The following is a 24,372-nucleotide window of genomic DNA, read 5'->3' as shown; positions in this document are numbered from 1 at the left end:
ACAAATTTAAGGGGGCTTATCATTATGAGCAAAAAAATCGCTACACTAATAACAGACTTATTTGAAGATGTAGAATTCACAGAACCAGCACAAGCATTTAAAGATGCTGGTCATCAAGTGATCACAATCGACATACAGGCTGGAAAAGATATTACTGGTAAAAAAGGTGAAACAGTAAAAATAGATAAAGGAATTGGGGAAGTTAATCCTCAAGACTTTGATGCTTTACTCATCCCTGGCGGCTTCTCTCCTGATTTATTACGTGAAGATGATCGTTTTGGTGAATTCGCAAAAGCATTTATACAAGAAGGTAAACCTGTTTTTGCCATTTGCCATGGCCCACAAGTATTAATTGATACAGACCTATTAAAAGGCGTCGACATAACAGGTTTCAAATCAATAAGGAACGATCTCAAAAATGCAGGTGCTAACTACAAAGATGAAGAAGTTGTAGTAAGCAATAATATTGTAACAAGCCGTTTTCCGGATGACATTCCTGCCTTTAATCGTGAATCCTTAAAATTATTAGCTGAATAATAGGTATTGAATAGTATCGTTTTAGAAATAAATTTCACAATAAATGATCAATACAAAAAAGATTTTAAGAAGGAAGGGTTTTACTATGTCATTAAATGGTAAACGAGTAGTTGTTTTAGGGGGTACTTCTGGTATTGGTTTAGCAACTGCCAAAGCGTTTCTAGATCAATCTGCTCAAGTGATCATTGCCAGCCGTTCTGTTTCCAAATTAAATGAAGCAAAACAAGTTCTTGGTGGAAGTGTAGAAGGAATTGAAATCGATTTTCGAAGCGAAGAAAAAGTAGCAGAATTTTTCAGTAAGGTTGGAAAATTTGACCACCTTGTGGTAACAGCAGGAGAAGGTGCGATGGGGCACTTTAGCGAACTGCCTGTGGCAAGTGCTAAAGAGGCATTTGATAGTAAGTTCTGGGGGCAATATATTACTGTCCGTTCAGCACTTCCATATTTAAGCAATGAGAGCTCAATCACCTTAACCTCTGGTGTATATGGCGTTCGTCCTCCTCAAGGCGCTACTACGTTAGCGGCAATCAATTCAGCCATTGAAGGATTGGTTCGAGGACTTTCCGTAGACCTAGCCCCTATTAGGGTAAACGTGGTTTCACCTGGAATTGTAGACACTCCAATCTATGCTGGAATGTCAGATGATCAGAGGCAAGCACTGTTCAACGGCATTGCACAACAGCTCCCTGTTGGACGGATTGCAAAGCCGGAAGACATAGCTGAAACCTATGTATACCTTGCTAAGAACGGTTTTACTACTGGGACGGCTGTTCTTATTGATGGTGGAGCTCACTTAGTATAATCGCCTAAATCGATGTTGAAAGGAAGCTTACCACCTTACCAAGCAGCAGTTCTAACTAAAATAGAAATAAGGTAAGAATTAAGTGATTTACTGGTGGCAATACTGCAATAGAGTATTGCCGCCTTTTTTGTTCATTAGTTACATAAAAGATACAAAAGGAAGTGTTGGTTTTTAATGAGTGTACAGGATGAAAATCAATTAACAAAAATAAAAAATTCCCTTGAGAGTCGTGTAGTTACATTGCCTGATGGAACTTCTCTGCCAAGAATAGGACAAGGAACTTGGTACATGGGAGAAAATCCTCAAATGAGAGATAGGGAAATCAAAGCTTTACAACTCGGTATAGAATTAGGCATGAAACTAATAGATACGGCGGAAATGTATGGTAATGGCGATTCTGAACGCTTAGTAGGTGAAGCAATTAAGGGACGTAGAGATGACGTCTTTTTAGTATCAAAGGTGTATCCTCATCATGCAGGATTAGATATGATAGCCAAAGCGTGTGAAAACAGTCTAAAAAGGCTGGGAACCGATCATCTTGATTTGTACCTTTTACACTGGCGAGGACGTGTGCCATTAGCAGAAACCATTGAAGGAATGGAAAAGCTACGCAAGGAAGGAAAAATAGTAAGGTGGGGAGTCTCCAATTTTGATACCGATGATATGAAAGAGTTATGGAACACCACTAACGGAAAAAATTGTATGACTAATCAAGTGTTATATCATCTTGGTTCAAGGGGGATAGATTATGATCTCTTACCATGGCAGCGAGAACATCACATGCCTATTATGGCATATAGCCCGCTAGCTCAAGGAGGTTCATTAAGAAGACAATTGTTAACGGATCCAACCATTAAAGAGATTGCAGAAAAATACGCTGTACAACCCTTACAAATCGCTCTCGCATGGACAATCCGTTCTAACGATTGTCTAGCTATTCCAAAAGCTGTTCAAGAAGAACATGTACTAGCAAATGCGAAAGCTACTATAATTGAATTAACAAAAGAGGATTTAAATAGACTTGATGAGGTATTTCCGCAACCGACTAGAAAAATGCCTTTGGACATTATATAGAAATTTTAGAGGATAGACAAAGAAGAGGGGATTGTATATGTTAACAGAGGTATTGGAAGATTTACTCCAGATGCAGCCTCTTGTATGAAAATTAGCTTTTTAGGAACAGCTTAACATTGACAAATAAAACTGTTCCTAAAAACATTTTTTCTGAAATAAAACCGATTAAACCACACCTTGACGTAATGTAAAAATTATTCAACTATTTTTTATTACGAAAAGGTAGAAGCAGGGAATTCATCAATTTTCATACGAAGTAAACTATAAGGTTTCTGTCGCAGGTCTTTTCCATAATGAAACCTTGCCTGCCGGTGTAATTGGTTCACAATAACATATAAGTATTGATCCGGCCCAATTGAAAACGTATCTGGCCATAAAATTCTCGGATCATGAGCGATTGTTTCCATTATGCCATTCGGCAATATCTTTCGAATACTGTTGTTTTCATAGTCTCCGGCATAAATGGTTCCTTTTGCCCCAGTGATCATTCCATCAGACGCACCTTTTTCTCCCCAGTACTCCACCTGATAAGGTAGTTCTATGTCGGGTATCGTTCTGTCTCTTAGAGCTTCTGTTGAGATCGAATACAAATGCCGACTGGTAAGTGGACAGTAAAATAAAATCTTTCCATCGGGAGAAATCGCTATACCATCAGACGCCAATTTAAATGGAGATGTGGATCCATCTTTGTTTCGGTTCATCAAAATTTCACCTTCTACTTTCGGCAAAAAATAAGGGTCGGGTGAAGTTGAATTAGCTCCATTTAACCGTCTAAACGCCTTTCCATTTTCTAAATCTACAACGATAATAGCTCCTGGTCCTTTGGAAGATGAATCCGTTATATAGGCATAACCGGCTTTTCCAACACGAAAATCGAATCGGACATCATTCAGATAAGTTGTTGGAAGGACAACATCTTCTGTAAAGGTATATACTTTTCTTATTGTATTGGTTTTTAAATCAACAGCGACTAATTTTGCCCCTCCTTTAATTGGTTCAGAAAAATTCGGTGCCGCTGTATCTAATACCCAAAGTGTTCCTCTTCCATCCGCAACTACACTTTGGACACTGATAAAAGACATTGTGATATTACCCTGATAACCCAAATTGGTTTCTAAACTAGGATAAGGCTGCAAAGTATCCCCAACAATTTCCGCAACAGTGAATTTAACGTCGTCTCCCCATTTCGGAAAGCAAATGAAAATACGACCGGTTTCTGATACGCTAACACCTGTCGGCATAGCTCCATAAAATTCATAGACTAGTTCTAACTTACCGAAATATTTTTCCATAGGTAACATAGGCTTCATGATGTCCTCCTCAAAAATTTCGCACGGGATATCACCTATATATGATTTAAAATATTTTTAGTGCCTGGTTCATAATGGGCTAAAATTTTTACATATAGTAGATAAGAATGATGAATACGGACATGATGCTAAAATACTGAATAATAATTTCTAATGGATTAGCACTCCTGTTTCACCACAGAGTAGATTTGATAAAAGGATTAAAAAAGGAAGTATGATCTATGTGTAAAAAGATGGAAAATAGGGAAGTTTAATAAATAAAAAGGAATAAGATATGATAGGACTTTTTATTGCCATTATTACTTTTAATTTTATTGCCTTTAAAACAGTGAAAAGATTCACTACAAACCAAATTGTGCATATATGGATCTTTACAATTGCTTTTCAGTGTATTTTTGATCTAATTGTTGAATTTAAATATCATGCCTATTGGTATTTTGATAAGCAGGTCGATTGGTTAGGGATGCTTGCTCATACAGTACTTATTCCTCCAGTTAATATGATGTTTCTGAATTGGTTTCCTTTTTATCAATCGGTTTGGAAAAAATTCATTTATATGTTCTTCTGGGTGATTGGAATATTAATTTATGAAACCTTAACCCTGCTGCCTGAACCTTGGGGATATTTCCACTATGGTTGGTGGAGGATTTGGCATGCAGCCATTGTGGACCCGATTTTACTCCTTATATTGTTAGGATACTATAAATGGATTTGTAAATTAGAAATGCAACTATTAGAAAATACCATTCAAAAGTAAAATGCTCTTTTTGAGGGCATTTTTTTTAAGGTTTTCTTAAGGTTCGTCTTTAATAATTACTGAAGTTTACGGCAAAGGATATCCAAAAGGATTAAAGGGGGAGGAAAAATACCGTTAGAAGCTCGTATTATGGCAGTGGCTGATGCCTTTTTAAAAAGGATTGGTAAAACAAATACGAATCTATATCCAAGCAAGAAACTGATCGATCGAATTATCAAAAGGTCGGTTCATAGTGTGTAAAAATAAGATTGATCATCATCTCACAAAAATATTCTTGACCAACGAAAAGAATACTGCTAAAATTACAAATTATCGTAGAATAATAGCTTGAGAGTTTGTTGAAAAAACAAATCTCAGCTGTAAATAATTTAATCAAGCAAGCTATGAATGTTATGGGTCAAACTATAACAGGAGCGGCTTCTGGAGAGATCGCGTATTGCGACGCCGAAGGGTTCACAATCTCAGGCAAAAGGACAGAAGAGTAAAGATACTATTTGGTATGAATGAAAGAGTAAGTAAGTTCTCTTTTTATCATTTAACCATGTGTATTTGTTATTCTGACGTTTTAAGAGATTGGAGGGAACTCCAGTCTCTTTTTTTATGGCTATTATTACTACAATAACAATTGAAAAAAACGGAGGAATATCAAGTGGCACAGCATGAATTAAAAAGGGAACTGAAAAATCGACATGTACAGCTAATCGCAATTGGTGGAACGATTGGTACAGGATTGTTTTTAGGTTCAGGAAAAGCAATTTCATTAGCAGGTCCCTCTATCATCTTAGCTTATTTAATCGTAGGGATAGCAACCTTTTTTGTTATGAGAGCATTAGGGGAGCTTTTGTTATCGAATGCGGGTTATCAATCCTTTACCGATTTTGCAGTCGACTATATTGGACCATGGGCAGGCTTTGTGACAGGATGGACATACTGGTTCTGTTGGATTATGACGGCGATGGCCGATATTATTGCAGTAGGAATGTATGTGCAGTATTGGTTTGACATCCCACAATGGGTACCAGCGCTTATCTGTTTAATCATTTTATTAGGGTTGAATCTTTTAACAGTAAAGCTTTTTGGAGAATTAGAATTTTGGTTTGCGATTATTAAGGTTATCACCATTCTTGCTTTAATTGTGATTGGAGTGGTTTTACTTGTAATTGGATTTAAAACAGACGCAGGAACGGTTTCGATACAAAATTTATGGCAACACGGAGGGTTTTTCCCGAATGGAATTAGCGGCTTTTTATTTTCTTTCCAAATGGTCGTATTTGCTTTTGTTGGAGTAGAGTTGGTTGGTGTATCAGCTGCAGAAACAGCAAATCCAAAGAAAAATATTCCTTCAGCCATTAATAAAATTCCATTAAGAATTCTATTCTTTTATGTGGGTGCTTTAATTGTCCTGCTTAGTATAAATCCATGGAACCAATTGAATGCAGATACAAGTCCCTTTGTTAAGACCTTTACTTTAGTTGGTATTCCCGTTGCGGCCGGGATCATTAACTTTGTCGTATTAACTTCTGCTGCCTCTGCTAGTAATAGTGGATTATTTTCTACCAGTCGAATTATGTTTAACTTAGGACGTCAAAACGGTGGAAGAGGTATGCTTGCAAAGTTAAACAAAAATGCAGTGCCAAGTAATGCATTATTCATTTCAACGGTCATTGTTTCGGTCGGGACACTATTGAGTAAACTGATCCCTGAGCAAGCCTTTGGAATTGTAACGACCATTAGTGCAATTTGTTTCATTTGGGTGTGGAGCATAATTTTAATCTCTCATATTAGATATAAGAAAACTCGTCCAGATCTACATCAAAAATCAATATTTAAAGCTCCATTAACACCTTTTATTAACTATGTCGTACTAGCTCTTTTTGCCTTTATTTTGCTCGTAATGCTAATTTCAGAATCCACACGTGCAGCATTATTGTTAACACCATTATGGTTTGTTTTGTTATTTGGTTTGTATTTCTTTAAAAGAAAGAAATCGGTGTAATAGTGTAAGACACTTTGTCAGGAGAGGCAAGGTGTTTTCTTTTTTTTAGGCTCTTTTCTAAAACATTGTTGCTATAAACACACCTTTAGGAAATTAACTATATGTTTAGACAGCAATCAAAATTTTTTCATCCTTAGAAAAGAGCTACTCTTCAAATAGACCAATAAACCCAGCGTTATACCAAAAACAACAATCTTTACGAAACCAGCCTTTTTTTATATATAAAAGTAGAACAAGCAATTGTTCATAAAACTCAACATAGGATAATAGCATTATGTTCTCTAAAAAGATTTTCTTGAAGGTGTAGGGGGGGCACGATGAAAAAGACATGGTTGTTAGGCTTTGGGTTTTTTAGCATTAGTATCGGTTGGTCGCTGTATAACGGATTTGTACCATTTTTTCTTGAAAATTATTTAGCGAGCACGGCACTGATTGGTTTTTTAATGACCATTGATAACTATATTGCTTTATTTTTACAGCCTTATATTGGGCAACGCAGTGATCGGACGAATACAACCTATGGCAGACGAATGCCTTACTTACTTGTGGGAATCCCTCTAGCTGCTTTGTTTTTTGCACTAATTCCATTTCACAATAGTCTTTTAACTTTAATTATTTTTATGTTGTGCATGAACCTGTCGATGGCTATATTTAGATCTCCAACCATCGCTCTCATGCCAGATATCACACCAGAATACCAGCGAACAAAAGCAAATGGAATTATTAATTTTATGGGTGGCGTTGGTGCCATATTGGCATTTAGTGTGGGCTCTTATTTGTTTAGTGTGAATGAATCCACGCCTTTTTTAGCTGTTAGCGTCATATTTTTGGTAGCATTATGGGTTTTGTACAAAAACATTATTGAAAGACGGGATGCCCTCTTCTATTCAGTTACAACTGCACCGAAGCTCAGCTATAAAAGTGAGTTAAATCGTCCAACGATCATTTTATTAGCGGCAATCTTTTTCTGGTTTATTGCGATACAAGGGATGGAAGCCTTGTTTACTTTATACGGAGTAAGTGAACTAGGCTTAACCAAAACCGCATCTGCCTTTTCATTAGCCTTCTTTTCATTAAGCTTTGTTTTGTCGGCCATTCCTTCGGGGTTGCTGGGGGCTAAGTATGGAAAGAAAAGAATGATTATCATAGGAATAATGGGTTTGATTTTTGTGTTTTTATTGTTAACTACTGTTCAAACCGTTCTATTTCTTCGGATCCTTTTATTCGCGGGTGGAGTTTTTTGGGCCTGTATTAATATTAATGCTTATCCATATATTGTCTCGACAGGTAGCGAACATAGTTATGGAACTAGAACGGGTTTATATTATTTAGTTTCTTCGCTGTCGGCCATTATTTCACCACCCATATTAGGGGTCTTTATTGATCTCTTTGGTTTTGGAATTTTGTTTTATGCTGCTGCGGGAAGTATGGTGGTTGCGTTGGTTTGTATGTTGAAAGTGAAGAAGTCGGATAAACATATTGGTTTTGAAAGATAAGAGCTCTTGAACAAGTCAAGAGCTCTTTAATAAATTACACACCTGGAAACCAACCAGGGCTATTGATAATGGCATTCCATAGAGGGTCAGGAATAACTAATTCCTTCTGCTTCTCTTTGTTTATTTTTGTTACAATCTCATTCTCTCTGTTTTCAGAGATTTTTTGAACCCAGTCTGGATCAATGATTAGTTCTCTTCCTAAGGCGAGAAGAGGAACCCCCGTCGCAAACGCTTTACGTGCATCTTCAGCTGTGTAAATAGAACCTACTCCAATCAAAGGAACACGATCATTTATGGTTTCTAGTAAATACTCAATTCTACTCTTAGAGAGATCTTCTACTCCTCTATGTGGGGTGGAAAAGAAATCCATTAATGATACATGTAGATAATGAAGGTCTTTATCAGCTAAGGCGTCGATTAATTTCAAGGTGTCACCCATTGTAATTCCTGGCGTTTCAGGTTCCTCAGGGGAAAAACGATATCCTATTAAAAAGGGAGATTGTGCACTTTCTCGGACAACACGTTTTACCTCATTTACAACTTCCAGAGGAAAAGTCATCCGTTTTTCCAAACTGCCACCGAACCGGTCTTCTCTTCGATTGGAATGAGGGGAAAAGAATTGCTGTATTAAATAACCGTTTGCTCCATGAATCTCAACCCCATCAAACCCGGCTTCAATCGCTCGACGGGTAGTTTCACCAAACGCTTTGATCATTTCTTGAACTTCTTCTTCTGTTAAGGCTCGGGGATTTATATTTGGTTCTTCTGTGGAGACACCGCCTCTTTCAGCGGGAATATCACTGGCACTTACAATTTCACCGTTTGGAACAAGCTCGGGAGGACACATTCTTCCTCCGTGAAAGATTTGGAGGATCGCTTTTGCTCCTTGCTGCTGTATAGCCTCGGCTATACGGCGTAAACTAGGAATCATTTCATCGCGATCTCCACCAAACTCTCCGTGAAATCCCTTCCCATTTGCTGTTACATATGTACAGGCAGTAATAACCATGCTAACTCCTGCTGAGCGTCTCGCGTAATAATAAACTTCAGCATCCGTCACTGTGCCGTCTGGATTGGAAGAGAAATTGGTCATTGGTGCCATGACCATTCGGTTTTTTAATGTGATTCCATTCGAAAAACGAAAGGGGGACAACAAGTCTTCATTTTTTACACTCATATAAGAATTCCTCCTAAGTTTTGTACTTTACTATACTCACCTACAAATAACATTTTATGTTTACCTGTTATTTATTTTCTTGACCGATCATAAACAGACATTTATAATTAGTAAAAATCATGATAGCTCTTCTTAATGTCCTGGAGACAAGGGGAAGGGAAATCATTTGTAATTATTAATTTTGTTTGGTTGCTTATGTAAACACAGTGTATGTGAGTATAGAAGAGACCAGCGATGATGAATTTTTATCACCGCTGGTCTCTTTTTTATTGGGCAATTTTCTAAACTGAAGGAGGTTTTTTATTTGAATCGTTGGTTAGTGGTGTTGGGGGCCGTTCTCATTCAAATTAATTTAGGGGCGGTGTATGCTTGGAGTCTTTTTAATCAGCCGCTTATCGATAAGTTTGGTTGGGCTAGGGAAGATGTGGTTGTTACTTTTTCGATCACGATTGCTGTTTTTGCATTTGCAACCATTTTTGCTGGTAGACTGCAAGATCATATTGGACCGAGGTGGGTCGCAACAATTGGAGGTTTATTGCTAGGGATTGGATTGCTGCTATCAAGTCAAGCAACTTCCCTATTACAGCTCTATTTCTTCTATGGTGTTATCGGAGGAATTGGGATTGGAATGACCTACGTTTGTCCACTATCCGCATGTGTAAAGTGGTTTCCTGATAAAAGAGGATTTATAAGTGGTGTAGCTGTCGCAGGATTTGGACTAGGTGGTCTGATTTACAAACCATTGATTGGATATCTTATTGAATTATCAGGAGTTTCTTCAACTTTTATGTATTTAGGAATCATATATTTATTGTTTGTTATTGCTGGGGCACAGTTGCTCAAAAATCCAACAGAGGAGCAGGTAGTAAAGTATCAACCTAAACAACAAACATCTATTAATCAGGTAAAAACATTTGTAGATACGAGCAATCAGTTTACACCTAAACAAATGCTTCGAACTCAACAGTTTTATTTATTATGGTTCATGTTTTTATTTGGTAGTGTTTCTGGTTTAATGGTGATTAGTTTTGCTGTCGACATCGGAGTTGAGATGGCAAATCTAGAACTTGAACAAGCAGGAAATGCGGTTATGGTGATTGCCCTGTTTAATGCGGCAGGACGTATTGTATGGGGAAAACTATCCGATCGTTTTGGACGGAAATCTACATTAATCACCATTTATGGCTTAACAGCCGGAATGATGTTTTATATGAGTACAGGAATGATGAACTATGCTCTGTTTTTAATGGCTGTTTCTTTAATTGGATTTTGCTTCGGTGGTTTTCTCGCTCTTTTCCCATCTGTTACTGCAGACTATTTTGGTGTACGAAACATGGGAAGTAACTACGGCTTTATGTATCAAGCCTACGGGTTATCTGCGTTTGTTGGGCCGATGGTTGTGAAGTCCCTTCCGTTTACCTCTGCTTTTTTACTAGCGGGTTGTATCTGTATTGTGGCAATTATTTTGGCAAGAGTGATTGAAGTACCAAAGATCATTCCTGGAGAAAGGCTTCTTGAAAGAGAAGCATAATATAAGGCAAAAAACCGAGTACTTCCCAAAATGTACTCGGTTTTTTTGCTATAAGATCATAAGGCTTTGACCTGTTCTTGAACTTTTTGTAAGACCCGATGACAAAGAAAGCTGATACAAAAAGCACAAACACTATAGATGAATAAAAAAGTAATTTGCCAAAAATAAAGGAGTAACCCTGTAGCCACCATACATATCAAGGACAAAAACGTGGTTGGTAAGAATCTTAGAGAAAAGAAAAATGAGTTTTTGACGAGATCGATTGTTTTCATTCGGTAGTGAGCAATCATCGGAAAAATATAAATCGTTGTTATTAATAATATAAATCCGATCAGTAAAAAGATAGAATAGAAGATAGGTTGTAAAGACCCGAGGCTATTCATTAAAGTAAAGTCTAAAAATAATAGACCGGAGAGCACTAACCAAATCAACCCAAGCACAAAGCTTTGTTTGAAGTTTTCTTTGAAAAATTTCATATACGAACGAAAGACACTATAGTCCTTGTGGATAATCCATTGTCGAGTGACACAGTACATTGCAACGGTCGCAGGGAAAATAGTGATAACTGGAAGACAAAAAATAAGCCATAAAATATTAAGTTGAAAAAAAGCGGTTACAATTTCTAGCATTCTAAAAAAAGCATTGTTTTCGTATTTCATCATTTTTTCACCAAGTTTCTTATTTTCTAGGATTATGATAAAAATAGCATATTCTTACCGATAAAAAAAGCTGGAATTTCTGTCACGTATTACGAGAGGAGAAGATTATGACGATTAAAGCACTATTTTTTGATTTGGACGATACCTTACATGACTCGCAATACCCTTTTGAAAAAACGGTAGAAGAACTGCTCCCGGAACTAGTTTCAGAATTAAATATGAATGAACTATCTATAAAGTTTAGAGAGGCAAGTGACTGGTTGTGGAAGGACTATGTGGCAGGGAACATGTCTCTTGTCGACCTTCGAACGAAGAGGATTATGTTAGCGTTAAAAAGGATGGATATAACGATCAATACTGAGATGGCTCAATTGTTTCAAAAGCAATACGAGTATAATCAGAGTCAGCTTAAGATGTTTCCGGAGGTACCCGATCTTCTAGGAAAACTGAAAAAGAAGGGTATTACCGTAGGAATGATCACAAACGGTCCGGTCGAGCATCAGCATAGTAAAATTTCTTCTTTAGGGCTGAAAAGTCATATTCCAAATGATCTTATTTTTGTATCTGATGGAGTGGGGGTGGCTAAGCCTAATCCAGATATCTTTCATCATGTGAGTAAACATGTAAATTTATTGCCTCATGAATTACTATACGTAGGTGATTCTTGGGAGAACGATATTGTTGGCTCATCGAAAGCGGGCTGGCATTCGCTTTGGTTTAACCATCGAAAAAAAGAGCCTGAAACCAACCATAAGCCTTTAGCAGTTATCCATAATCTATCAAGCATTTTGGATTACCTATAACAGAGCACCAACCCAACCTAATAAAGAAAGAACCCTGCGCCAATTACACGCAGGGTTCGTACCATCTAAATCAGACTAGTCTTTTTCAAGTCCATGGTTGAACTTCGCACGACAAGTTCAGGCTCATAAATCTTCGATTGAGGAACTTCTTTGTTTTCGACTGCGGATACAATCCATTTTGCTGCCTCAATCCCCATGTCCATTTTCGGATGGGTGACGGTGGTTAGCTTTACTTCTGTTGCTACTGCTAGGAGCGAGTCATCGTATCCTACAATATTTTTATACAAGGCTCTTTTCAACTTTGTTGCTTTTTGGAACATAGTTTTAACAATTGTGCTAAATTTCAGCAGAAAATAGCATGAATTTAATAAGAAAAGAGCCTGCAAATTAAATTTATAAGCGCAAAACAGCTATTTCCACGTTAAAATCGGTTTTTAGATTTTAACAACAATCTTTGCGAAACTCGCCTTATACAATCTTCTTCTATCTATATTAGATGAATCTTTACGGCTATTCATGAATAGCATATAGGCAGATAAAGCATTCGTTTAATGGAGGAGTGTTTATGCAATTTTTTTACACGGTCCGCCCTGGGGATACACTATTTCAAATTGCAAGTCGATGGAAGCTTTCTTATGAGTCACTTGCTGCGGCTAATAATCTATTGCCACCCTATACGATATATGTTGGTCAGCAACTGTCTATGCCACCAGGAGTAGATAGAGTTCGGGTAAATTCAGGTGATACCGTATTTAACATAGCTCAAACGTTTGGCGTGCCACAATCTGTGATTATACAAGCCAATCAGCTTCAGCCACCTTATACGATACAAGTGGGGCAACTACTGAAAGTACCTCCCGGAAACCCTTTCTATGTCGTTCAGCCTGGAGATACCTTATTTCAAATCGCAAACAGATACAACGTCACTACAAGGGGACAAAGTAATTATGAGCTGATTCGACAGGTGAACCAGCTTCCAAACTACAATCTTTCCCCGGGTATGCGATTAAGAATTCCGTATGCTCCACCTGGTGATCTTGGTATGATTGCGTATACTTCCAATCGGGGAGGTAGCTACGATCTATGGGTTTATCATCTTAGGAACGGACAAAATGCGCAGCTCACTAGTGGATTAGGAGAATCATATACTACTCCATTTTGGTCCCCCGATAGTACCAAGATTGCTTTTGTAGGAAGAAATGGTGTCTTGTTCATCCTTGATGCAGGGGATGGGAGCACCTCTCGGATTGACCAATTCACTGAAGGAGAAGGGATCTTTTTAGATTGGTCCCCAGACAGTCAGAGGCTTGCTTATGTAAAAGATAATCAAATCATCTTATATCGAGTGTCTACCCATCAGGTTCAACGAATAGAAGCAGTAAATGCGACGGATGTACAGTGGTTTCCGAATGGGAACGAACTCCTTTATCAAGCTCCTGATGAAAGCGGGGTTAGTCAGCTTTATCGTATAACTACGGATGGTACCGACAAACAACAAATGACTGAAAACGCGGGTGGAAGATTAAACAATGTTCGCTTATCCCCGAATGGTTTATACGTCTTATACACAAGTCCGGGGGTGAGTATTTCTATTATTTATACGATCTCACTTACAAGTGGACAGATTTTCGAGGTGAAGGGAGGCCCGCTCGCAAAAAATTATTTTCCAATATGGTCATCAGATTCTTCGACAATTGCTTATAGTGCGACAGCCTTTGAAGAGGTAGGCTATTTCTCATTGATTCGAACCACAGGCAGGAAAGGAGAGAATGATCGGACGAGAGCCATATCGTCTTGTTTCGCAACTCCTGTTACTTGGTCGCCAGAATCACCAAAATTAGCTTATCTCTCGGGTTGTAATGGAGAAGGAATAGGGAGAGAAATGTGGGTGCTAGATGTACGCCATCCTGTTCCGATAAAGATTGTAGAGGGAGGACAAATCACCTCCTTACAATGGTCACCTGTTCCCATTTCCTCTTTAAAAAAGACATTTACAAGTGATCGCTTTAACGTCCAATTTCAGTACCCGGCACACTGGAAGCAGGAGAGTGATGAAAGATATGAAGGCCCTGATGGATTTTTTCAAGTCGCTGCCATATCTTCCGAGGAACCTATCCACACGGTCTGTCAAAATGAAGCCTTCCACCAATTACTCCCGTACGGTACCAAACCACTTATCCTACAAACAAACATACAAACTCAGGAGGCTTGCTATATCTTTCCATCAGAAGATCAACCCGCTGAAATGGGAGGGCAAGCAGCACTAATTGTCAGATATCCACAACCAATTCAAATCGGAGACACCTTCTATCATTATTTTATTCTATGGGCAGACCAAAATCATTTATATGAAATTAGCTCAACACTTACTTTTTTACGATAGTGAGAGTCTTTTTAATCAAAAAATCCTCATCTTTACACCAGATGAGGATTTTTTGATGATAAATTAATCATCCAGCTCGACGAAATCTTCATGTTTGAATACCATGGACAATACTTGACGTCCATCCACCGTAGTTCCTGACAAGGTTACTACAATGCCATCTGCCTCTTCATCCGTGTCACCTGCAATAGCTACACGTAGCATATTGTTACCACTAAAGGTAGTTGGTCCAGCCTCTATTCTAACAACTGCACAATCTCCTGGTGGAATGGTGACCCTTTGACGGTAAAACTCAATCTCTTCAGGAGTATTTGGTGGGTATAGGAGTAGATCATTACATTTATGAACAGTTAATAGAACAGATGAAGTTGTGTTTGCAAGATTTTTAAACCCAACAAACAAATATCTTACTGCTCCTGAAGCTGTAGTATCAATAGATGGTGGTACAAAAAATGGTCCAGATGTGATTTTGTTAGCCATACGGAAATCCCCCTTTACTTTTTGATGCTTTATTTATATTCAGAGAGGATATTTTCCGAAATGGACAAACTGTACACATCAATCGCCTTTTTATGATACTAATAATAGTAAAAGATATACTATTTATAGATTTTCTAGTTTAATATAGTTACCTTTAATTGTTTTACTCCAAAATTGATTGCATCCTGTTGAGAAGGAATAAAGACATCAATTTTATTTCCTATTATGGCCCCGCCAGTATCTCCGGCGATCGCTTCACCGTATCCCTCCACATAAACTTTACTACCAAGTGGAATAATAGTAGGATCCACTGAAATAATTTTTGCATTTGGGTTTTCCTTTAGGTTAATTCCTGTAGCGGTAAAACCGGAACATCCTTCACATGAAGCTGTATAGGCAGTAGCTTCCATAATTAATTCCTTTGAAGCTGCTGTGTTTGTTGATGGAGCGCTTGCTGTGGAAGTACTTTCCTTTGACTCTTGTGGTTCAGGAATCACGGATTCTTCAGTTATAGCCGCCTTCGTAGTTTTTAAATCTTCATAGATTAATAGGTTTAATCCAGGGTGAATTAGATCACTATGTAATTGGTTCCAGTCTTTAATTTGTGAAACTGTTACTTCATGTTCTAAGGCTATATCCCATAAAGTGTCCCCTTGCTTAACGGTATAATTTTTATGTTGAGCAATGGTTAGAACATCCCCAGGGTAAATAAGGTCAGTAGTAAGATCATTCAACGTTTTAATATTTTCTACAGTTGTATTATTCACACGTGAAAGATTCCAAAGGGTATCTCCTTTCTGTACCGTAATCGTTGCAGCTTGTACATTTGCACTTATCGATACTGAGAGTACAGTAACTGCTACACCTGAAATCATTTTTTTAAGCATTTGTTACCCTCCATGTTCCTTGGTTTCTAATTTAAAATTATCGTAACATATATTTTTCTGAGAAAAAGAACAGGGAGGTGTTAATTCGATTACGGCTATGGCATTTTTATTACAATAGTATTTCTAATATTAGTTGAGTTGTTCTAGAGGAATTGGCAATTTAAGCACAATACTGCTAAGTTTAATGGTTTAAAAAAATAGAAAGTCTTATGCTTAATTGGGTAAACAACAGGACTAAAACAAGCGGAGATTCTCCGGTTAGACAGCAGAATATGGCTCGGATGGGTGTAAATAAGCGGAGAATTTCCGATTAAGGGAAGCAAAATTGTCCATTTTCCTGTTTTGTGAGTCGATAGTCGGAATTTCTTCGTCTATTTGAGCTTTTTATAGAGATTTTTTGAAGATAGGGGAAATTTCTCCGATTATTTATCAGCTCGTCGCAGATTCCCACATTTATTGAACAAACGGGTGCGTTAGTAAAACAAGAAAGGACATTACATGCCTTATAGGTGGTATGTAATGTCCTTTTTCATATTCTTTGGTACTCTGTTCCCAACATTATGGGTGAATGGTTACCGCCGTTCCGTTAGGGACAATCCTCGCTATTTCCTCTACATCTCTATTGTACATGCGAATGCAGCCTTTTGAGACCGCCTTTCCAATCGAGCTGGGATCATTCGTCCCATGAATTCCATAACTTTGCTTGGATAAGCTCATCCACATCGTCCCGAACGGTCCTCCGGGATTAGGTGCCTTATTTAGAATAATATAATTTCCTACCGGTGTTTCAAATAACATTCTTCCTACCGCAATAGGGTATTGTTTTTGAAGGGTACCATTTCTAAATAAACGGAGCTTGCGATTATTTATACTCACGTCAATTCGATAAGGACTGTTCTCTGGCGAAGGAACGCCTGGAATATTGATGGATTGTCCGGGATAAATGAGGTTTGGATTAATGGATGGATTAGCTCGGAGAATGGTCGCTAGCGGGGTACGATAATCCTTGGAAATTTGATTAAGGGTTTCACCTGCTTTAACTGTATGAATCAGAGGGAACACCTCCTAGGGAACTTTTTATTACATTCTATGTTAGTGGGGTAAAGTGATTCATATTTGGTTTCTTAATTTCATAAGACAATGGAAAAAGGGCTCATTCAGTAACACTGAATGGGCTTTTTTATTCCCATTTGTTTCTCCATTTCTTCCTTAATTGGACATAGTTACGCCGTATTTGCTGACTATAATTTGTCTAGATAAAGCTTTAGGAGAAACGAAGGAGGGTGTCTTCACCTTGAAAAAAAGAAAACGAATAGTAACCATTTCAATAGTTATTACTAGTGTTGCACTGATTCTATATTTATTAGCTGACCGCTATTTGATTGAGCATGTTGAGGTAGAAAATGCACTAGTCAGTTCCGAAACGACGAACTCAACAACCACATCAAGTGAAACTACTACAACTGTCGATGAGACCTACGAAACAGATGACTTGAGTTACACGAGTGATACCAAGTCAATTGAAATTGAGAAAGTAGTGACGGGTTCAGGAAGTGATCAGGTAGTGTACTACGTAGCGGATGTCCAGTTAACAGATTCAAGTAGTTTAAAATCAGGATTTGCCAATAACCAATTCGGCAATAATATTGTTCAAGTGACATCTGAAATTGCAAGTAATAATAACGCTATTTTAGCGATTAACGGCGATTATTATGGATTTCGTGAAGATGGGATAACGATACGGAATGGACAAATTTTTAGAGACAATCCAGCACGTACGGGGTTGGCCTTTTATGAGGATGGATCCATGAAAATCTATGAAGAGACAGAAACTTCTGCAGAGGAATTAATTGCAGAAGGAGTTACACAAACCTTCTCTTTTGGTCCTGCTCTCGTTGAAAATTCAGTAGCCATTGAAGATTTTGGAGATGTGAGTATTGATAAGAATTTTGGAAATCGTTCGATTGAGGATTCAAACCCGAGAACAGGGGTAGGTATTATATCTGAAAATCATTATGTGTTTGTCGTCGTTGATGGCAGAAGTGAAGGATATTCAAAGGGGTTAACCTTAGGCGAGTTTGCTCAAGTGTTTGAAGACTTAGGGGCTACGGAAGCCTATAACCTAGACGGTGGTGGTTCGTCAACCATGTACTTTATGGGAGAAGTCGTTAATAATCCACGAGGTACGGGAGAGGAACGTGGCGTAAGTGATATTATCTACATCCAGTAGGAGAGGTGAATTATATGATTATCGTCATTCCTGCTTATGAACCAAACGAGAAAATGCTTCAGTTGATAGAAGAAGTTCAAAAGAGCAGTAGCTACCAGATACTAATTGTAGATGACGGGAGTTCGGTGGAAGGTGAAGGCATTTTTGAACAGGCGGAACAAAGAGGGTGCATGGTTTTAACCCACGAGACAAATCAAGGGAAGGGAGCGGCCTTGAAAACTGCCTTTACTCATATTCACACACACTATCCAAATGAAGAGGGAATCGTGTGTGCCGATTGTGATGGTCAACATCGGTGGGAAGATATTCAGCGTGTAGCAAAAGAGTTAGCTGATCATCCTCAAACCATTGTATTAGGGGCTAGGGAATTTATAGGTGAAGTTCCACTAAAGAGTTTAATAGGAAATAAAGTAACTAGAACCATCTTCTCATTAGTTGCTGGATATAAAATAAACGATACCCAGACGGGACTTAGAGGATTTTCTGTCGATATGCTTCCATGGCTGATAGACATTAAAGGGAAACGGTATGAATATGAGATGAACCAATTGCTAGAAGCGAAATCAGCTGGTTATAAAGTTCACAGTCTGCCTATTCAAACGGTCTATGAAAATAACAATAAAGGAAGTCATTTTCGCCCTATCCTTGATTCTATCCGAATTTATCTTCCTATTTTAAAGTTTAGTTTATCTTCTGTTTCTTGTGGAGTCATTGATTTTATTTGTTTCTTCTTGTTGCATTGGCTCACGAACAATTTGTTATTCTCTGTTATCGGAGCGAGAGCAATCAGTTCCTTTATCAATTATATAATTAACAAAAATATTGTTTTTAATAGAAAGAAACAATCTCATAGAAAGCCAATCCTCAAGTACTATAGCTTAGCGGGATTCATATTAGTTAGTAACTATTTAATGATTTCTTTATTTAATGACACCGGTAAGCTCTCACTTTTTACAAGTAAGAGCTTTACGGAAGGAATTCTTTTTATGGTTAGCTATTATGTTCAGAAGAAATTTATTTTTTAAAGTCCTTTCATGAGGGCTTTTTTCTATTAAATTTTTCAGAAGGAAATCATTTAGAGTAGAGGAAATGCTACTGACACTGTAAAATTGTTGGTAGTAAAAATGGATCATAAGGAGGTTATTTTAGTTGGATTTTATTGCAATAGATTTTGAAATTGCTAACAATAAGATGAGTAGCGCTTGTTCACTAGGAATGGTCTTTGTTAAGGATAATCAAATTGTCGATGAGAAATATTTCTTAATCCAACCTCCAACCTTAACATTTCTAGACGAAACAACAAAAATCCATGGATTAACCGTGGAGGATGTAAAGAATGAAAGACAGTTCCATGAGATTTGGGAGGATATCAAACACTATTTCGAAGGCGCGACTATTATTGCGCATAATGCTCAATTTGATATGAGTGTTCTCCACTGCTGTTTGAAGGAATATTCTATTGAAATCCCTGAGTTTGAATTTATTTGCAGCATCCCTCTGAGTGCGAAGGCTTGTAGGGAAAAGGTGGGGAATTCTTTAGTAGAAAGGTTACATCATTTTGATATTCATTTAGAAAATCATCACAACGCCTTACATGATGCAAGAGCTTGCGCGGAATTAGTTACCACTTGTGTAACAGTAAAAAATAAAAAATCTCTTCAATCGTATTGTAAAACTTATCGAAGTATTCCAATTAAAAAGTTTTCTGAGCTAAAACCACAAACCTATTTTAAGCAGCAAAAGAAGAAAAAGTCTTTTACAAAAGTGGTGATTTCAGAGATTTCTGCCAATGTTCAAACCTTTAATGAAGATCATCCTTTTTTCGGGAAAAATATTGTTTTTACCGGAGAATTGAAGCTGGATCGTAAGGATGCGATGCAAAAAGTAGTTAATGCAGGGGGAACGATTAAAAGTGGGGTAAGCGGAAAAACCCACTATTTAATCGTCGGAAAGCAGGACAAAACGATCGTGGGGGCTAGTGGAATTAGCACCAAAGAAGAAAAGGCCTATTCTTTAATTGAAAAAGGGACGGCTATAAAAATAATTGGTGAAGAAGAGTTTGTAGATTTATTGGGGAGTTAAGAGAATCTCATATAAATAAACATCTCCTTCATTAAGGTGTATACTTGATGAGTTGTATAGTTTTTTAGAGGGGAATGAGATCATGAATAATACAAACGAGAAAAAGCAGAAATACCTTTACAATTATTCATGTCAAGATGATGAAGTGGAGCTCTGTGCTTTAGAGATGCGTTCTTTTTTTGGACAAGACTCTGACGATTATATAATTGAAAGTAATATAAAAATAGATCCAAGCAGAAGTCCGTTTATTCGGGATCGAATAGATATCCTATTTGAAGGCAGTGAATTGGAAGAGATTATTACAAAGGTGAAAAGTTTAACTTCATTAAAGGAAACTTATCGGGTTATTTTTTTGAAGACTTTTTCATTAGAAAAAGTAGGATTTGAAGAACGAAGACGAGTGGAAAGGGAAGTTGCTCTTCATGTGCCAGGAGAACCGGATCTAAAGAATCCTGACATTTTGTTCGGAATTATAGAAGTACACGGAAAATGGGTATTTGGTTATTATCAAAAAGGTGAAGCGGTTTGGTTACAGCATCAATCAAAACCGCATGGTTATTCTACAGCTCTAAGTACACGTGTGGCTAGAGCTGTGGCTAACATTGCCGTACCGCACCCAGCAGGAAAAAAAGCCATTGATCCATGCTGCGGAATTGGTACTGTACTCGTCGAGGCCTTATCGATGGGAATCGATATTGTTGGGAGCGATGTGAATCCCTTGATCCTTCCTGGAACACGTGATAATATTGCCCATTTTGGGTACCATTGTGAAGTTCTATTTAGGGATATTCGAAAGGTAACGGGAAGCTACGATGTGGCGATTATTGATATGCCTTATAATCTTTGTTCTGTTATCTCCCCACAAGAACAGCTTGAATTGCTACAAAGTGCCTATTCGTTTGCTGAGAAAATCGTGATTGTCACGATTGAACCGATTGATTCAATTATTGAAAACGCTGGTTTTCGTATTGTAGATCGCTGTAACGTTAGAAAAGGAACATTTACAAGACAGGTAATTGTCGGGGAAAAATAAAAGAGGGAAAAGGTTGTTACCATAAATAAGGTGACAGCCTTTTTATTTGGAAGACATTCGATTACTTCAGATTATAGATGGGTAGAATGTTAAGTAGCAGTATATTAGGCATCATTGAGATTAGGCAAATAAGATGTCGGAAAACATATTATTAAATGCTATGTAAAGGGGATTTTTGATGGATTCGATAGTAAAAGCAATGGATTTAGGTGCAAAAGGTCTTTGGTTGCCAATCACACTTGCCATTATCTTATTGTTATTTGTGTTTATTATGCCGAAGAAGGAAATGAGCTGGCGGGGTATTTATGTCACAATAGGAGTAATCGGTTTGGCTACATGGGTAGCTGATAATATTTTTGCTGGTTTTTTGGATCTAGTTGATTTTGGTCATCCCAGATATTCTGGAATTGGAGAGTTACTAACTTATAGTTTTGTTCCATCATCCCTCGCTGTGATTTACTTGAATTATTTGGGTAAGGATAGGATAATAAGTGGAAACTAGTGATAACATTTACGCTCCTATCATTTATAATTGAATGGTCGGTAGCTCAGGTAGGATACATGAAGCTCACTCATTGGAACCATCTATATAGCCTTCCAATCTTCTTTTTAGTCTACAGTTATTTCTTACCACTACACGCAAGAATAATAAAGAAAATGTGAATACTAAAGAGGCAGTAGTATAGGAAATGAACTGCCTTTTTTATGCAGATATTACGTGTTCTGTTTCCCTCTTTCATCAACAATATCTTGAATAATCTCAATATGGACCGCTGCCCACGCATTTTCTCGAAAATGAACAATGACACTTATCGTAAGGGTTACCATGTAGAAAATACCAAAGAGGAGAAAAAGGAAACTACCTTCCTTGAAAAGAAATTCCTGTAATTGTTTTGAGAAAAGAAAAAAGAACCATGGTATGGAGGTAACGAAAATAGGAATGATTCCAGACCCCTGTTTTTCTTTGGTCATACGGTAATATATTAACTTTAAAGTTGCTGTTTCAATGGTTTGATAGAACGCCCGAATTTCTTCAATCTCTAACAGTTCTCTCACTTGCCCTAATGGCTTATCATGTTTATAAACTTTGTTTAGTTTCATGTACAGTTTATGAGCATCGCCTCGAAAAGACACCTATATCACCCGTTATTATTTATTTGAAACAATTCTTCACTTAATAACATAAAATTCCCAGAAAGAGAGTCTTTATTCGATAATAATGTCTATTTTTTCAAACACATAATAGTTTTGATGGTAAAATAAGGATAACGGGTAATCTTTGAAAGGGGATGGTTCGATGTTGTTAAACCAAGATACCCAATACATTCGAGAGGCATATTTAAAAAAGGAACAAATTGTTTCATATGATGAGTTTCCTTTGAATCTACCCATCATCCGAAATTTTCAGGATGTAATCTTCCATCCCAATGTTACTTATATCATTGGTGAAAATGGAATGGGGAAATCGACATTACTTGAGGCCATTGCCATTGGTTTAGGATTTAATCCAGAGGGCGGGACGTTAAACTTTAACTTTTCAAGTTATGATTCACACTCAAATCTGGACAAATATATACGAGTTGTGAAGGGTGTTCATAAGGCTAAGGATCATTTTTTCTTTCGCGCGGAAACCTTCTATAATGTGGCTACCAACATCGAGGAATTAGACAAAGAACCTTCTTCAGCTCCTAGAATTATTGATTCCTTTGGCGGTAAGTCCCTTCACGAACAATCACATGGTGAATCCTTTTTTGCTGTATTCACTGAACGTTTCCGGGGGAACGGTCTATATATCCTTGATGAGCCGGAAGCAGCTTTATCACCATTAAGACAACTCTCCATGTTATCAAGAATCAATGATCTTATTAAAGAAGGATCACAATTTATTATTTCAACACATTCACCTATATTAATGGCCTATCCCCATTCAAAAATCATTCAATTGACCAAAGAGGGGATGGATGAAGTTAAATTGGAAGAAACCTATCATTACTCGATTATGAAACAGTTTTTCGAAGATAGGGATCGGTTGCTTCACCATTTGTTTAATGAGTGAAACCTATTTGATACATATTTCGTGGGATGGGAGGAGAAGAGGAAGGATTAACCTTCCACTACTTTTGGATTTCTTCTAAAGAAGAGGTGGAGCTAAGTAAAGGCCATGGTGATTACTTGGATAAAGTCCTTTAGAAGACCATTTCGTAGTGGAAGTTAATAAATTTGTCTGATACCTGATAATTGAATGGTAAATGGTTGGTGTGTCTCATCTTTAAGCAACAGGGACTGTTTGATTAGATCGAGCTTGTAAACACGTCCTTTAATCGTTTTCAAGGAACCATTTGAATAATAATCAATCGAAATTAACTTATTTACGGATAGTTTTTTTAAAAACAAAGTAACTCCTCCTTTAAAATGTTTCTTACAGGAGTCATTATATAAGATACTTTTTAACACGAAGTTAATAACATATTAAGAATATATTAAATATAAACCAATTATTGGAAATCTGTTGTAATAAGATTCAGGAGTGAAAGAAATTGTGATTTTAAATAAAGAAGAATACCAGGTGAACGGACTACATTATACGATTAGGTCAGCGGTTGAAACGGATGCTGAGACTTTGTCGGAACTAAGGCTACAAATTGATGGTGAAACTGAATATATGGATAGAGAAAGAGGAGAAGGATTCATAGATGCTGCGGGCTTTGAGCAGTTAATAAAAAGTGATTCAGAGAGTGGTAGAAACATATTTCTAGTGGCAGTGGTGGATGGTCGTATAATCGGGTATTCAAGATGTGAAGGTTCTAATTTAAAGAGACTATCACACAAGGTAGAGTTTGGTATTTGTGTGTTGAAAGACTTTTGGGGGTATGGAATTGGCAGGAACTTATTAAAAGAATCTGTCACTTGGGCTGACTTCAACGGCGTGAAGAAAATAAATTTACATGTATTAGAAATAAATACGAAAGCCATTCAGCTCTATGAAAAGTTTGATTTTACTATTGAAGGTCACTAGTGTTGCATTAATTTAATTTCACTATTAAAAATACTCAAAATGTTCAACTTTATTATATTGTGCAAAGAAAAAGTCCTTTATAATGGATAAGTCAGGTGGTAACCCGTCCAAATCCACTA

Annotated in this window: 23 protein-coding genes, 2 pseudogenes and 1 riboswitch; of the genes and pseudogenes, 16 read left to right on the top strand and 9 right to left on the bottom strand. The window is 37.4% G+C overall.

What is annotated here, in order from left to right; translation table 11 throughout:
• Positions 1 to 24 precede the first annotated feature (24 nt).
• The 3 genes from yraA to ACFFHF_RS14560 all read left to right on the top strand — a co-directional run bounded on the left by yraA (position 25) and on the right by ACFFHF_RS14560 (position 2,413).
• Positions 25 to 537 (top strand): cysteine protease YraA, encoded by a 513-nt coding sequence (gene yraA, locus ACFFHF_RS14570; RefSeq protein WP_340902589.1) that lies wholly within the window; start codon positions 25 to 27, stop codon positions 535 to 537.
• An 85-nt stretch (positions 538 to 622) separates the two neighbouring features.
• Positions 623 to 1,339: an SDR family oxidoreductase gene (locus tag ACFFHF_RS14565; protein ID WP_160547365.1), complete on the top strand. Its 717-nt coding sequence runs from the start codon at positions 623 to 625 to the stop codon at positions 1,337 to 1,339.
• 174 nt (positions 1,340 to 1,513) lie between these two features.
• Positions 1,514 to 2,413 (top strand): aldo/keto reductase, encoded by a 900-nt coding sequence (locus ACFFHF_RS14560; protein ID WP_340902590.1) that lies wholly within the window; start codon positions 1,514 to 1,516, stop codon positions 2,411 to 2,413.
• 212 nt (positions 2,414 to 2,625) lie between these two features.
• Here the strand turns inward: ACFFHF_RS14560 and ACFFHF_RS14555 are convergent, their stop codons facing one another.
• Positions 2,626 to 3,723: an L-dopachrome tautomerase-related protein gene (locus ACFFHF_RS14555; protein WP_340902593.1), complete on the bottom strand. Its 1,098-nt coding sequence runs from the start codon at positions 3,721 to 3,723 to the stop codon at positions 2,626 to 2,628.
• 274 nt (positions 3,724 to 3,997) lie between these two features.
• Here ACFFHF_RS14555 and ACFFHF_RS14550 point away from each other — a divergent pair, with 274 nt between their 5' ends.
• The 3 genes from ACFFHF_RS14550 (at position 3,998) to ACFFHF_RS14540 (ending at position 7,972) form a co-directional block, all read left to right on the top strand.
• A complete protein-coding gene (locus tag ACFFHF_RS14550; RefSeq protein WP_340902594.1) occupies positions 3,998 to 4,480 on the top strand; it encodes a hypothetical protein in 483 nt (160 codons plus the stop codon).
• Between the two features lie 410 nt (positions 4,481 to 4,890).
• Positions 4,891 to 4,967: riboswitch (glycine riboswitch) on the top strand.
• 162 nt (positions 4,968 to 5,129) lie between these two features.
• Complete coding sequence (locus ACFFHF_RS14545) at positions 5,130 to 6,476, top strand: amino acid permease (protein WP_340902595.1); 1,347 nt, start codon at positions 5,130 to 5,132, stop codon at positions 6,474 to 6,476.
• Positions 6,477 to 6,793: 317 nt separating this feature from the next.
• Positions 6,794 to 7,972: an SLC45 family MFS transporter gene (locus ACFFHF_RS14540; RefSeq protein ID WP_340902596.1), complete on the top strand. Its 1,179-nt coding sequence runs from the start codon at positions 6,794 to 6,796 to the stop codon at positions 7,970 to 7,972.
• 34 nt (positions 7,973 to 8,006) lie between these two features.
• Here the strand turns inward: ACFFHF_RS14540 and ACFFHF_RS14535 are convergent, their stop codons facing one another.
• Positions 8,007 to 9,149, bottom strand: a complete 1,143-nt coding sequence (locus tag ACFFHF_RS14535) for an NADH-dependent flavin oxidoreductase (protein WP_340902597.1) — start codon at positions 9,147 to 9,149, stop codon at positions 8,007 to 8,009.
• A gap of 304 nt (positions 9,150 to 9,453) precedes the next feature.
• Here ACFFHF_RS14535 and ACFFHF_RS14530 point away from each other — a divergent pair, with 304 nt between their 5' ends.
• On the top strand, positions 9,454 to 10,680 hold the full coding sequence (locus tag ACFFHF_RS14530; protein WP_377058470.1) for an L-lactate MFS transporter: 1,227 nt from the start codon (positions 9,454 to 9,456) through the stop codon (positions 10,678 to 10,680).
• A gap of 56 nt (positions 10,681 to 10,736) precedes the next feature.
• Here ACFFHF_RS14530 and ACFFHF_RS14525 read toward each other — a convergent pair whose 3' ends face one another.
• Positions 10,737 to 11,309, bottom strand: coding sequence for a YesL family protein (locus ACFFHF_RS14525; protein ID WP_377058471.1), 573 nt, complete (start codon positions 11,307 to 11,309; stop codon positions 10,737 to 10,739).
• Positions 11,310 to 11,446: 137 nt separating this feature from the next.
• On the opposite strand from ACFFHF_RS14525, the gene ACFFHF_RS14520 reads away from it, so the two are divergent.
• Entirely contained in the window at positions 11,447 to 12,142 is a 696-nt protein-coding gene (locus ACFFHF_RS14520) for an HAD family hydrolase (protein ID WP_340902601.1), read from the top strand.
• Positions 12,143 to 12,207: 65 nt separating this feature from the next.
• On the opposite strand, the pseudogene ACFFHF_RS14515 reads toward ACFFHF_RS14520, so the two are convergent.
• Positions 12,208 to 12,420 (bottom strand): annotated as a pseudogene (locus ACFFHF_RS14515) (substrate-binding domain-containing protein); the annotation flags it as partial.
• Between the two features lie 287 nt (positions 12,421 to 12,707).
• Between ACFFHF_RS14515 and ACFFHF_RS14510 the strand changes: the two are divergent.
• Entirely contained in the window at positions 12,708 to 14,525 is a 1,818-nt protein-coding gene (locus ACFFHF_RS14510; protein WP_340902602.1) for a LysM peptidoglycan-binding domain-containing protein, read from the top strand.
• Positions 14,526 to 14,588: 63 nt separating this feature from the next.
• Here ACFFHF_RS14510 and ACFFHF_RS14505 read toward each other — a convergent pair whose 3' ends face one another.
• The 3 genes from ACFFHF_RS14505 to ACFFHF_RS14495 form a co-directional block, all read right to left on the bottom strand.
• Positions 14,589 to 15,005 carry a hypothetical protein gene (locus ACFFHF_RS14505; protein WP_377058469.1) on the bottom strand — a complete coding sequence of 139 codons (417 nt, stop codon included), beginning with the start codon at positions 15,003 to 15,005 and terminating at the stop codon, positions 14,589 to 14,591.
• Positions 15,006 to 15,139: 134 nt separating this feature from the next.
• Positions 15,140 to 15,892, bottom strand: a complete 753-nt coding sequence (locus ACFFHF_RS14500; protein ID WP_377058468.1) for a LysM peptidoglycan-binding and 3D domain-containing protein — start codon at positions 15,890 to 15,892, stop codon at positions 15,140 to 15,142.
• Positions 15,893 to 16,450: 558 nt separating this feature from the next.
• Positions 16,451 to 16,945 (bottom strand): L,D-transpeptidase family protein, encoded by a 495-nt coding sequence (locus ACFFHF_RS14495; protein WP_160547391.1) that lies wholly within the window; start codon positions 16,943 to 16,945, stop codon positions 16,451 to 16,453.
• A gap of 241 nt (positions 16,946 to 17,186) precedes the next feature.
• On the opposite strand from ACFFHF_RS14495, the gene ACFFHF_RS14490 reads away from it, so the two are divergent.
• The 5 genes from ACFFHF_RS14490 to ACFFHF_RS14470 all read left to right on the top strand — a co-directional run bounded on the left by ACFFHF_RS14490 (position 17,187) and on the right by ACFFHF_RS14470 (position 21,739).
• A complete protein-coding gene (locus tag ACFFHF_RS14490) occupies positions 17,187 to 18,122 on the top strand; it encodes a phosphodiester glycosidase family protein (RefSeq protein WP_160547374.1) in 936 nt (311 codons plus the stop codon).
• Between the two features lie 14 nt (positions 18,123 to 18,136).
• Complete coding sequence (locus ACFFHF_RS14485) at positions 18,137 to 19,147, top strand: glycosyltransferase (RefSeq protein WP_340902605.1); 1,011 nt, start codon at positions 18,137 to 18,139, stop codon at positions 19,145 to 19,147.
• A gap of 124 nt (positions 19,148 to 19,271) precedes the next feature.
• Positions 19,272 to 20,204, top strand: a complete 933-nt coding sequence (locus ACFFHF_RS14480) for an exonuclease domain-containing protein (protein ID WP_340902606.1) — start codon at positions 19,272 to 19,274, stop codon at positions 20,202 to 20,204.
• A gap of 82 nt (positions 20,205 to 20,286) precedes the next feature.
• Positions 20,287 to 21,237 (top strand): TRM11 family SAM-dependent methyltransferase, encoded by a 951-nt coding sequence (locus ACFFHF_RS14475; RefSeq protein WP_340902607.1) that lies wholly within the window; start codon positions 20,287 to 20,289, stop codon positions 21,235 to 21,237.
• A gap of 178 nt (positions 21,238 to 21,415) precedes the next feature.
• On the top strand, positions 21,416 to 21,739 hold the full coding sequence (locus ACFFHF_RS14470) for a hypothetical protein (RefSeq protein ID WP_160547378.1): 324 nt from the start codon (positions 21,416 to 21,418) through the stop codon (positions 21,737 to 21,739).
• 212 nt (positions 21,740 to 21,951) lie between these two features.
• On the opposite strand, the gene ACFFHF_RS14465 is transcribed toward ACFFHF_RS14470, so the two are convergent.
• On the bottom strand, positions 21,952 to 22,371 hold the full coding sequence (locus ACFFHF_RS14465) for a hypothetical protein (protein WP_340902608.1): 420 nt from the start codon (positions 22,369 to 22,371) through the stop codon (positions 21,952 to 21,954).
• A 163-nt stretch (positions 22,372 to 22,534) separates the two neighbouring features.
• Here ACFFHF_RS14465 and ACFFHF_RS14460 point away from each other — a divergent pair, with 163 nt between their 5' ends.
• Positions 22,535 to 23,293, top strand: coding sequence for an AAA family ATPase (locus tag ACFFHF_RS14460; protein ID WP_340902609.1), 759 nt, complete (start codon positions 22,535 to 22,537; stop codon positions 23,291 to 23,293).
• Positions 23,294 to 23,448: 155 nt separating this feature from the next.
• Here the strand turns inward: ACFFHF_RS14460 and ACFFHF_RS14455 are convergent, their stop codons facing one another.
• Positions 23,449 to 23,691 carry a YolD-like family protein gene (locus tag ACFFHF_RS14455; RefSeq protein ID WP_377058467.1) on the bottom strand — a complete coding sequence of 81 codons (243 nt, stop codon included), beginning with the start codon at positions 23,689 to 23,691 and terminating at the stop codon, positions 23,449 to 23,451.
• Between the two features lie 85 nt (positions 23,692 to 23,776).
• Here ACFFHF_RS14455 and ACFFHF_RS14450 point away from each other — a divergent pair.
• Positions 23,777 to 24,247: pseudogene (locus ACFFHF_RS14450) on the top strand (GNAT family N-acetyltransferase); the annotation flags it as partial.
• Between the last annotated feature and the right edge of the window lie 125 nt (positions 24,248 to 24,372).

The sequence above is a fragment of the Robertmurraya beringensis genome (assembly GCF_042433785.1).
Classification (GTDB): domain Bacteria; phylum Bacillota; class Bacilli; order Bacillales; family Cytobacillaceae; genus Robertmurraya_A; species Robertmurraya_A beringensis.
This window is presented reverse-complemented; position numbering and strand designations above follow the sequence as displayed.

Bases quoted from the DNA above. Each gene is read 5' to 3' on its own strand.
- yraA (WP_340902589.1), top strand. From the start codon at position 25: ATGAGCAAAAAAATCGCTACACTAATAACAGACTTATTTGAAGATGTA.
- ACFFHF_RS14565 (WP_160547365.1), top strand. From the start codon at position 623: ATGTCATTAAATGGTAAACGAGTAGTTGTTTTAGGGGGTACTTCTGGT.
- ACFFHF_RS14560 (WP_340902590.1), top strand. From the start codon at position 1,514: ATGAGTGTACAGGATGAAAATCAATTAACAAAAATAAAAAATTCCCTT.
- ACFFHF_RS14555 (WP_340902593.1), bottom strand. From the start codon at position 3,723: ATGAAGCCTATGTTACCTATGGAAAAATATTTCGGTAAGTTAGAACTA.
- ACFFHF_RS14550 (WP_340902594.1), top strand. From the start codon at position 3,998: ATGATAGGACTTTTTATTGCCATTATTACTTTTAATTTTATTGCCTTT.
- ACFFHF_RS14540 (WP_340902596.1), top strand. From the start codon at position 6,794: ATGAAAAAGACATGGTTGTTAGGCTTTGGGTTTTTTAGCATTAGTATC.
- ACFFHF_RS14535 (WP_340902597.1), bottom strand. From the start codon at position 9,149: ATGAGTGTAAAAAATGAAGACTTGTTGTCCCCCTTTCGTTTTTCGAAT.
- ACFFHF_RS14525 (WP_377058471.1), bottom strand. From the start codon at position 11,309: ATGCTAGAAATTGTAACCGCTTTTTTTCAACTTAATATTTTATGGCTT.
- ACFFHF_RS14520 (WP_340902601.1), top strand. From the start codon at position 11,447: ATGACGATTAAAGCACTATTTTTTGATTTGGACGATACCTTACATGAC.
- ACFFHF_RS14510 (WP_340902602.1), top strand. From the start codon at position 12,708: ATGCAATTTTTTTACACGGTCCGCCCTGGGGATACACTATTTCAAATT.
- ACFFHF_RS14505 (WP_377058469.1), bottom strand. From the start codon at position 15,005: ATGGCTAACAAAATCACATCTGGACCATTTTTTGTACCACCATCTATT.
- ACFFHF_RS14500 (WP_377058468.1), bottom strand. From the start codon at position 15,892: ATGCTTAAAAAAATGATTTCAGGTGTAGCAGTTACTGTACTCTCAGTA.
- ACFFHF_RS14485 (WP_340902605.1), top strand. From the start codon at position 18,137: ATGATTATCGTCATTCCTGCTTATGAACCAAACGAGAAAATGCTTCAG.
- ACFFHF_RS14475 (WP_340902607.1), top strand. From the start codon at position 20,287: ATGAATAATACAAACGAGAAAAAGCAGAAATACCTTTACAATTATTCA.
- ACFFHF_RS14470 (WP_160547378.1), top strand. From the start codon at position 21,416: ATGGATTCGATAGTAAAAGCAATGGATTTAGGTGCAAAAGGTCTTTGG.
- ACFFHF_RS14460 (WP_340902609.1), top strand. From the start codon at position 22,535: ATGTTGTTAAACCAAGATACCCAATACATTCGAGAGGCATATTTAAAA.